Raw genomic sequence first — 9,471 nt, forward strand, 5'->3', positions numbered from 1 at the left:
CCGCCCGCCCCCGCGGGTTGCGCCCGCGACCAGGGCGACCTGTCCGTCCAGCGGCAGCGGCATCCGATCCTCCATGGGTCACATGATTTATAAATGATCATTCACTTATAATTCGGAGTCAAGCCGGCCCCTGCCCCCCGCGCGGGCCCGACACCCTCTGCATGCCTCTCCTGCGGCGCCGGCCCTCGGCGACCGGCCGGGTCGCCCCCATATCCCGCCGGGTGGCGACCGCGCGGCGGCGGTGCTATAGGCTAATGGTGATGCGAGACAGGACGGAAAGCGTGACCGAGGTGGAACCCCAGACCCGCGAGGAAGGCCATATCCCCCTGCATGGCGAGGCCGATTTCGCGGCGATGCGGCGTGCCGGCCGGCTGGCGGCCGAGACCCTCGACTTCATCGCCCCGCATGTGCAGCCCGGCATCACCACCGACGAGCTGGACAGGCTGTGCGACGGCTTCATGCGCGACCACGGCGCGGTGCCGGCCACGCTGGGCTATCGCGGCTATCCGAAGTCGAGCTGCATCTCGCTGAACCATGTCGTCTGCCACGGCATCCCGGGCGACCGGAAGCTGGAGAACGGCGACATCCTGAACATCGACGTCACCCCGATCCTGGACGGCTGGTACGGGGATTCGAGCCGCATGTACGTCGCCGGCGACAAGCTGGCGGTGAAGGCCAAGCGGCTGATCGAGGTGACCTACGAGTCGATGATGCGCGGCATCGCCGCGGTGAAGCCCGGCGCCACGCTGGGCGACATCGGCCACGCCATCCAGGCCTATGCCGAGGGCCATCGCTTCTCGGTGGTGCGCGACTTCTGCGGCCACGGCGTCGGCAAGGTGTTCCACGCCCCGCCCAGCATCCTGCATTACGGCCGGCGCGGCGACGGCCTCGTGCTGCGCGAGGGCATGATCTTCACCATCGAGCCGATGATCAATGCCGGCCACTGGGCGGTGAAGATCCTGTCGGATGGCTGGACCGCTGTGACCCGCGACCGCAGCCTGTCGGCCCAGTTCGAGCACACGGTCGGCGTCACCAAGGACGGGGTTGAGATCTTCACCCTCTCCCCCGCCGGCCACACCCAGCCGCCTTATCCGGCATCGTGACCGAAGCGCCGGACGCGACGGACCCGGTTCCCACCTACACCGGCCATCGCGACCGGTTGCGGCAGCGTTTCCTGACCGCCGGCGCCGCCGCCCTGGCGGATTACGAGATCCTGGAATTGCTGCTGTTCGCGGCGCTGCCGCGGCGCGACACCAAGCCCCTGGCCAAGCAGCTGATCGCCACCTTCGGCAGCCTGGGCGCGGTGCTGGCCGCCAGCCCGGCGCAGCTGGCCCAGCGCGGCGGCCTGAGCGACATCAGTGTCGCCCTGCTCAAGGTGGTGCAGGCGGCAGCCGAGCGGATGCTGAAGGAACAGGTGGTCGACCGCCCCGTGATCGGGTCCTGGCAGGCGCTGTTGGACTATCTCGGCGTCGCCATGAAGTTCGGCGGAACCGAGCAGGTGCGGCTCCTGTATCTCGACCGCAAGAACGCGCTGCTGGCCGACGATACCGCGGCCCAGGGCACGGTGGACCAGGCGCCGGTCTACCCGCGCGAGGTGGCCCGCCGGGCACTGGAACTCGGCGCCAGTGCTTTGATTTTAGTCCATAATCATCCCTCCGGCGACCCGACGCCGTCCCGCGCGGACATCGAGATGACCAAGGCGGTGGCGCGGGCGTTGGAGACGGTCGGCGTCGCCCTGCACGACCACGTCATCGTCGGCCGCAAGGGCCATTCCAGCTTTCGGACCCTGGGGTTGCTCTGAGAGCCAGGCCTCAGCCCGCGAGGGCGACGGCATCCGCCTCGGCCGAATCCCTCGCCGGGACGGCCTTCAGCCTCGGCGCCACCTTGGTCGGGGTGGTCAGCGCTTGCCAGATCCCTTCCGCCACATCCGACCAACGGCGCAGATCCTCGCGCCGGATCCGCCGTGCCATGGCCTCGCGATACGCCTCATCCGTGATCAGCTTCAGGCAGGCGTCGAGGATCGATCTCGGGTCGTAAGGGTCGACATACTCCACCAGCGCCCCGCCGACCTCCGGCATCGCGCTGACATTCGAGGCCACGACCGGCCGACCGAACCACAAGCCCTCGCCGATCGGCAGCCCCCAGCCCTCGTAATAGCTGACCGAGACCGAGAACAGGCAGTGCCGGTAGAGATGGGCCAGCTCGGCATCGTCCGGCCGGTCGACGATGCGGATATAGCCGTCGAGATGGCCGGTGCCCTGCAGGAAGTCGTCGAAGGCCTGCTTGGCCCAGCCGTGCTTGCCGGCAAAGACCAGCCGCGGCGTGTCGAAGCCCAGGCGCCGGTGGATCTCCTGCCAGACGAGCGCCAGCGTCCACACGTTCTTCCGGGATTCGATCGTGCCGACCACCAGGACATAGGGCAGCAGGGCGGCGTTCAGCACCTCGCACCGGATCCGGCGGTCGCCGAGGCTGTGCCGCTCCGGATCGAAGAACCTGGCCGGTCGCCGGGCGGCACCCTGGTCCTCCGGCAACAGGAATTCATGGGCCAGCGGCACCACCCGGATCGGCACAGCCGGGACGGCCTGCGTCCGCAGGAAACGGTCGAGATCCCGCCCGGTCGATTCGGAGTTCACCAGGAACAGATCGGCGAAGCGGCACATCCGCTCGATCCAGTCCGAGAACTGCTCGGGCACGTCGTTCACCACATGCTCGGGCGCGATCAGCGGGATCAGGTCGTGCACGAACAGCGACACCTCGATGCCCAGGCGCCGCTTCACCTCCTCGAGGGCGTCGAGATAGGGCAGGAACCGGCTTCCCCAGGTGGCCCCGGAGATGAAGACCCGGTCCCCCGCGTTGAACCGGACCTCGAACGCGTTCTTTGGCTTGAGCCGACGGGGCTGCCGTGTCTCGATCCTGTGCCGTGCGAAACTGCGTCCGCCGTCCAGGATGTTGCGCAGCCGCAGCCGCACATTGTGAAACAGGCGCTTCACCGCGCTCCGGTAGCGCTTCTTCAGGTGGTCCTTGAGCCTGACGCTCCCTTGCCCGCCGTGATGGATCGCGAAGTACTTGCAGAAGCCGGCATGGTCGAAAATGTAGCCCGTGCCGAACGGCGCCGCGGAGAACCAGACCATCCGCTTCAGCACCGGGTGATAGCAGATCAGCCGCAGTTCGTGGTCGGCGGAGCGCCCCGACAGGGTTTTGATGATCTCCAGGGAGACCCGCTGGATTCCGCTCAACCGGGTGTTCGAGCGCACGAACTCCACCACGTCGCTCACATCGAAATAGATCACCTGCCTGCCGCTCATCAGCCACCTGCGCCATGGGTCCACCGGATTCCGGAGGATCGGCAGACGACAACGGCGCCGTCAGCGCCCAGCCAGGCTCGATCCGTGGGAATTTCTCCCACATAAATTCGTGGGATTTCTGCCCACGTCAAATGAATTCGCGTTCAGGCCGTGTCGACAGGCAGGATCTCGACGGCCAGCGGCCGCGGCGGGGCGCCGCCGTTACAGGTCGACGCCGGGCAGGACGAGACGGCGACGGCGAGGTCCATCTCCGCCCGTAGCACGATCGCGTCGCCGATGCGGGACCGGGGCGGGTGCGCAGGGAGCGGCCGGTCAGGCCGCGGCAGCGGCGACCCGCCGCCGGACGGGTCGCGGGCTCGCCCCGGCGTCACGCCGGAACGGGCGCGTCCTCCCGCACCAGCCCCTCGCGCTTCAGCTCGGCCCAGAATTCGGCCGGGATCGGCGTGGCGATCAGGGCGTGGTTGCGCTCGACCTCCTCCGGCTTGACCGCGCCCGGGATCATCGAGGCGACCACCGGATGGGCCAGCGGGAACTGGATCGCCGCGGCCGGCAGGGGCACGCCGTGGCGGCGGCACACCGCCTCGATCCGGCTGACCCGCTCCAGGATCTCCGGCGGCGCGTCCTTGTAGTTGTACTTGGCGCCCGGCACGGCGCCGGTGGCCAGGATGCCGGAATTGTACGGCCCGCCCAGCATGATGCCGATGTCGCGGCGCTGGCACAGCGGCAGGAAGTCATCGAGCGCGGTCTGCTCCAGCAGGGTGTAGCGGCCGGCCAGCAGGAAGCAGTCGAAATCGCCGCCCTCGGCGAAGCGCATGCAGGATTCGACCTCGTTGACGCCGACGCCGATCGCCTTGACCACGCCCTGTTCGCGCAGCTTCAGCAGCGCCTTGTAGGCGCCGGCCAGCGCCTCCTGCAGCCGCTGCTCATAGGCCGGGCGCGAGCCGTGGGTCCAGATGTCGACGTCGTGGATCAGCAGGATGTCGACATGCGGGATGCCGAGCCGCATCAGGCTCTGCTCGAAGGCGCGCATGGCGCCGTCATAGCTGTAGTCGAACACCGGGTCGAATTCGAGCCCGCCGGCCCAGCCGCCATGGTCCACGGCCGCGCCGCGTTTCGGCGCCTCGAACACCCGGCCAACCTTGGTGGATAGCACGTAGCTGTCGCGCGGCCGCTGCCGCAGCACCTGGCCGAAGCGGTGCTCGGACAGGCCGTAGCCGTAGAGCGGCGAGGTGTCGACCAGGGTGACGCCGAGCTCCAGCGCCCGCGCCATGGTCTGGGTCGCCTGGCCGTCCGGCAGCTTCTGGTAGAAGTCGCCGAGCGGCGCCCCGCCGAAGCCGAGCTGGGTGACGGGAACGCCGCTCTTGCCGAGCGGACGGGTCGCGATCGGGTCCATGGCAGGCGGTCCTCTCCTGAAGCGTCTTGGGCTCAGCCGAGCCGGTAGAAGGCGATGGCGGTGTCGCGATAGAGCTGCCGCAGCTGCGCCTCCGACGAATCCGAGAGGATGGCGTCCAGCGTCTCGACCCAGCGGCGATAGCTGGAAGCCAGCTCGCAGACGGGCCAGTCGCTGCCGAACATGGTGCGGTCGAAGCCGAAGCAGTCAATCGTATGACATATGTACGGCTCGATCTGCTCCCGGGTCCAGCCCCCATGATCGGCCTCGGTGACCACGCCCGACAGCTTGCACCAGACATTGGGCAGCGCCGCCAGCGCCCGCATCTGGTCGCACCAGGGCTGGTCCAGCCCCTCGCGGATCCCCGGCTTGCCGATATGGTCGAGGACGAAGCGGATCTCCGGGCAGCGCCGCACCAGCTCGATCGCGCTCTCGAATTGCGGGTGGAAGATGCACAGGTCGAAGGACAGGTCGTATTCGGACAGGAGCCGCACGCCCTCGACGAAGCCGGGCCGGATGCAGAAATCCGCCACCTCGCCCTGGATCAGCCGGCGGATGCCGCGCAGCTTCGGCGTGGCGGCGTGCAGCGCGTCGAGCTCGGTCCGCACCGCCTGGCCGTCCTCGATCGCCGCCGAGGCGACAAGGGCGCCGAGCCGGGGGTCGGCCAGCGCGCCGACCCAGCGCGCCTCCTCCACCCGCTGGGCGGGGGCGACATCGACCTCGACGAAGACATAGCTCTCGATCGCCACGCCGTCGCGCTGCCGGTCGTAGACATCGGGCAGGTGGCGCGACTTCAGGGGCGGCGCCTGATCCATCCACGGGTAGGACAATATGGCTGGATCATAAATATGGACGTGGCTGTCCACGATCGGAAAACCGGGCACGTGAGGCCTCCACGGATAGGTTTTGCGCGACTTTAGTCTAAAAGGCGGCCGATGCCATCAGGCCCGTTGCGCCTCGTCGAGAAGATCCTCCAGCCCGCCGATATCGGGCAGGCAGAGATCGGCCAGACCGGCCAGGGTCTCGACGGATCCGGTGCCGCTGAGCACGCCGACGCACAGGCCGCAGCCGGCGGCGCGGCCCATCGCCATGTCGTGCCGGTTGTCGCCCACCATCAGCACCGCGCCGGGCGGCAGGCCGGTGGCGTCGCAGAAGCCGTAGACCATGCCGGGATTCGGCTTGTGGCCATGACCGCTGTCATATCCGGCGATGAAATCGACCAGGTCGAGCAGGCCGAACATCGCCAGCGTGGCACGGATCGCCACCTCGCCGTCGCTGGAGGCGACGCCCAGCGTCAGTCCGCGGCCGCGCAGCCGGCGGAACAGCCCGGCCGGGTCGGCGACGGTCGGGCGGATCGGCGCGGTGGTGGCGGTGCGGAAGATGCGGTCGATCTCCGGCACCAGCAGGTCGAGCCCGTAGGGGCTGCCGGCGGCGATGAAGGCGGCGGCGATCTCCGGCGTCGCCCCGGCCGCGAACAGGCTGTCGGCCCGCACCACGCCGGTGTGCGGGTCGGCGCCGCCGGCCTCCAGCAGCCGCAGCGCCAGCTCCGGGTCGCCGGCCGCGGCGAACAGCGCCGCCTCGCGGTTCAGCGGCCGCCAGGTGGCGTCGTAGTCGATTAGCGTGCCGTCCTTGTCGAACAGGATGCCCCGTATACCGGCCACGCTCATGACGCGTCCCCCTCGAAATAGCCGCCTTCCAGCGTGATGTGGCTCAGGACCCGGTCCTCGTGCCGCATGCGCCAGGACAGGAGCTTCTGCGCATAGGCCAGCATCTCGGCGGCATAGGCCGGGTCGCCGCTGCGGTCCTCGAACTCGCCGGGGTCGCGCTCCAGGTCGAAGAACAGCGGCGGCAGGGCGGTGCAATGCACGTATTTGCGCCGGGCGTCGCGGACCACCTGGACACCGCATTCGTCGGCATGCAGCCGGGGCGCGCCGACCCGCTCGCGGACATTGCCGAAATCGTAGAACCAGTGCGCGGCGTCCCGCCAATCCCGCGGCTGGTCGCCGCGGCAGAAGGGCAGCAGCGAGCGGCCGTCGCATTGCCGCGGCACCGGCAGGCCGAGCCAGCCGAGGATGGTGGGCAGGATGTCGACCGATTCGGTGAAGTCCTCGACCTGCCGGCCGCGGCCGGCATCCGCCTCTCGGCGCGGGTCGCGCAGGATCAGCGGGATATGGGCCGACTGGTCGAAATAGCCGAGCTTGCCGAACAGGTGATGGTCGCCCAGCTGCTCGCCATGGTCGGAGGTGAAGACGACCAGCGTGTCGTCCCACTGGCCGCTGGCCTTCAGGTAGTCGAACACCCGGCCGAGATGGTGGTCGACCTCCGACGCCAGCCCGTAATAGGCGGCGCGCACCGCGGCCACGCCGGCATCGTCGAGCGCCGCAGCCGGCCCCTCGGCATGGTTCAGGAACTTGTCCAGCCGCACCGCCCGGTGCAGACCCGCCAGCAGCGGGTGCTGCGCCCCCTCCGCCTCCAGCGAGGCCGCGCGCAGCGGCGCCGGCACCGAAGCCGGGTCGTAGGCCAGGTGCCAGGGCGCGGGCGCGGCGAAAGGCGGGTGCGGGCAGATATAGGTCAGGTGCACGAACCAGGGCCGGCCCTGCAGCACCGCCAGGTGGCGCAGCACCTGGTCGGTCATGAAGGCGGTCTCGCTGTCCTCCGCCCGGATCCGGGTCGGGCCGAAGCCGCCCGGCGCCGCCTCCGCCGCCGGGTCCGGGTCGTAGAGCGGGTCACGCCCCTCCCCCGGCGCCGCCACGTCATAGCCCTTGGCGATCAGGTCGGCGATCCAGGCGCGGCTGGATTCGGACAGGTTCAGCACCGGGGTGAAGCCCGGCGCCACGCCCTCATAGCTGTGCCGCGCCGGGTCGTCCGGCGCCCGGCCGCGGGGGTCCAGCGAGGTGTCGGTGTAGCCGAACAGCAGCGGGTCCCACCCGCCGCGCCGCGCCTCCAGCGCCAGGTTGGTGTGGCGGGCGTCGAGCGGCATGCCGTTGCGCACGCTGCGATGGGTGTGCGGATACAGGCCGGTCAGCAGCGAGGCGCGAGACGGGCCGCAGGGATAGGCCACGGTGTGGTGGCGCCGGAACAGCGTGGCGTCTTCCGCCAGCGCGTCCAGCGCCGGGGTGCGGATGCAGGGATGCCCCACCGCCGACAGCGTGTCACCGCGCCACTGGTCGGCGGTGATGAACAGGACATTGGCCAAGCTCGCGGCTCCGCATGGAACGTTCCCATGTGGAGATAGCGCAAGAGCCGGCGGCGCGACACGGGAAAGCGAAGGGCCCGCGCGTCGCCGGGCGGGCCCTTCAGGCCTGGACGAGGAAGGCCCCGGGGCTGGTTACGGGATGCGCAGCACCTGGCCCGGATAGATCTTGTCCGGGTGCTTCAGCATCGGCTTGTTGGCCTCGAAGATCTTCGGATAGTCGTTGGCGTTGCCGTACTCCGCCTTGGCGATGGCGGAGAGGGTGTCGCCCTTCTTCACCGTGTAGAACCGCGATTCCGGCGCCGGCGCGGCGGCGGCGAGGTCGTTCTGCACCTGGGCGACGCCGGGCGTGTTGCCGACGGCGAGCGCGATCTTCTCCGCCACCTCGGTGGAGGCGACGTTGCCGCCGACCGTGACCTTGTCGCCCTCGACCTTGATGTCGACCCCGGCGGGGTCCAACCCCTGCGCCTGGATCTGCTTCTTCAGATCGTCCGCCGTCGCGGCCTCGGCCTCGCCGCCGCCGAACAGCTTCTCACCGGCACCCTTGATAAAACTGATCAGCCCCATGGCACACCCCCTGGTTGCCTGGTTGGTGCTTGCCGTCACGGGCCTCTGTCCGACCCCTGGCCGGTTGCGGAGGATCAACGACGAGCCGGGGGACTATGTTCCCAGACTCGCCGCCCGGTGTCACGCCGCCATCGCCTGGCCGCACTGGCTGCAGTACCGGGCCGAGGCCTGGTTCGGCGCCCGGCACGCACCGCAGGCGACGCTCGCCGGCTTCGCGCCGCAGGCGCCATGGGCGCAGCAATCCTCGGCCTCCTGGCCCTCGGCGCCATGGTCATGATCGTGGCCGTGATGGTCGTGATCGTGGCCGTGGTCATGACCATGGTCGTGCCCGTGACCATCGGCATGGCCGTGCCCGTGGGCGGCGGCCCCGGCCGCCGCCGGGCGCGGCGCGGGCAGCAGGCGCAGCAGCCTGAGCGCGTTGAGCGTCACCAGCACGGTGGCGCCGGTGTCGGCCAGGATCGCCATCCACAGCGAGGTGGCGCCGAGCACCGTCGTCGCCAGGAACAGCCCCTTGAGGCCGAGCGCGACGGCGATGTTCTGGTGGATGTTGGCCAGGGTGGCGCGGGACAGGCCGATCAGCTCGGCCACGCCCACCACGCGGTTGTTCAGCAGCGCCGCATCCGCCGTCTCCAGCGCCACGTCGGTGCCGCCGCCCATGGCGATGCCGACCGAGGCGGCGGCCAGCGCCGGCGCGTCGTTGATGCCGTCGCCGACCATCGCCACCGGCCCCTGCGCCTTCAGCCGGCCGATCGCCGCCAGCTTGTCGTCGGGCAGCAGCTCGGCCTCGACCGCGATGCCGAGCGCGCCGGCCACGGCGGTGGCGGTGCGGCGGTTGTCGCCGGTCAGCATCACCGGCTGCACCCCGGCCCGGCGCAGCGCCGCCACGGCCTCGGCCGCATCCTCGCGCGGCTCGTCGCGCAGCGCGATCAGCCCGCGCGGCCCGGCCTCGCCCAGCAGCACCACGACGGTCTTGCCCGCGGCCTCCAGCGCCGCGACCCGGTCGGCCAGCGCGGGCT

10 protein-coding genes are annotated in these 9,471 nt (G+C 70.2%); 2 read left to right on the forward strand and 8 right to left on the reverse strand.

From position 1 onward, the window contains the following. Window positions 1-290: 290 nt before the first annotated feature. Together map and radC are read left to right on the forward strand one after the other, a co-directional pair. Window positions 291-1,103, forward strand: coding sequence for a type I methionyl aminopeptidase (gene map / locus BWR60_RS34630; RefSeq protein WP_429913057.1), 813 nt, complete (start codon window positions 291-293; stop codon window positions 1,101-1,103). Next, on the forward strand, window positions 1,100-1,801 hold the full coding sequence (radC, locus tag BWR60_RS34635) for a RadC family protein (protein ID WP_088157666.1): 702 nt from the start codon (window positions 1,100-1,102) through the stop codon (window positions 1,799-1,801). Before map ends, radC begins: the two co-directional genes overlap by 4 nt. A 10-nt stretch (window positions 1,802-1,811) precedes the next feature. Here the strand turns inward: radC and BWR60_RS34640 are convergent, their stop codons facing one another. The 8 genes from BWR60_RS34640 to BWR60_RS34670 all read right to left on the reverse strand — a co-directional run. After that, on the reverse strand, window positions 1,812-3,305 hold the full coding sequence (locus tag BWR60_RS34640; RefSeq protein WP_088157668.1) for a glycosyltransferase family 4 protein: 1,494 nt from the start codon (window positions 3,303-3,305) through the stop codon (window positions 1,812-1,814). 143 nt (window positions 3,306-3,448) lie between these two features. After that, the gene (locus tag BWR60_RS36705; protein WP_144445862.1) at window positions 3,449-3,676 is read right to left on the reverse strand and encodes a hypothetical protein; all 228 of its coding nucleotides are present in this window, start codon (window positions 3,674-3,676) and stop codon (window positions 3,449-3,451) included. Then, window positions 3,673-4,698, reverse strand: coding sequence for an aldo/keto reductase (locus BWR60_RS34645; RefSeq protein WP_088157670.1), 1,026 nt, complete (start codon window positions 4,696-4,698; stop codon window positions 3,673-3,675). The genes BWR60_RS36705 and BWR60_RS34645 overlap by 4 nt, the downstream gene beginning before the upstream one ends. A 32-nt stretch (window positions 4,699-4,730) precedes the next feature. Beyond that, window positions 4,731-5,579 (reverse strand): amidohydrolase family protein, encoded by an 849-nt coding sequence (locus BWR60_RS34650; RefSeq protein ID WP_088157672.1) that lies wholly within the window; start codon window positions 5,577-5,579, stop codon window positions 4,731-4,733. 57 nt (window positions 5,580-5,636) lie between these two features. Further along, on the reverse strand, window positions 5,637-6,356 hold the full coding sequence (locus BWR60_RS34655) for an HAD family hydrolase (protein ID WP_218823822.1): 720 nt from the start codon (window positions 6,354-6,356) through the stop codon (window positions 5,637-5,639). A 2-nt stretch (window positions 6,357-6,358) separates the two neighbouring features. Next, window positions 6,359-7,891, reverse strand: coding sequence for an alkaline phosphatase family protein (locus BWR60_RS34660; protein ID WP_088157676.1), 1,533 nt, complete (start codon window positions 7,889-7,891; stop codon window positions 6,359-6,361). Window positions 7,892-8,023: 132 nt separating this feature from the next. Next, entirely contained in the window at window positions 8,024-8,455 is a 432-nt protein-coding gene (gene lysM, locus BWR60_RS34665) for a peptidoglycan-binding protein LysM (protein WP_088157678.1), read from the reverse strand. A 120-nt stretch (window positions 8,456-8,575) separates the two neighbouring features. Next, window positions 8,576-9,471, reverse strand: an 896-nt coding sequence (locus tag BWR60_RS34670) for an HAD-IC family P-type ATPase (RefSeq protein WP_218823823.1), incomplete at its 5' end; no start/stop codon positions are given.

The organism is Inquilinus limosus (assembly GCF_002195995.1).
Lineage (GTDB): Bacteria > Pseudomonadota > Alphaproteobacteria > DSM-16000 > Inquilinaceae > Inquilinus > Inquilinus limosus_C.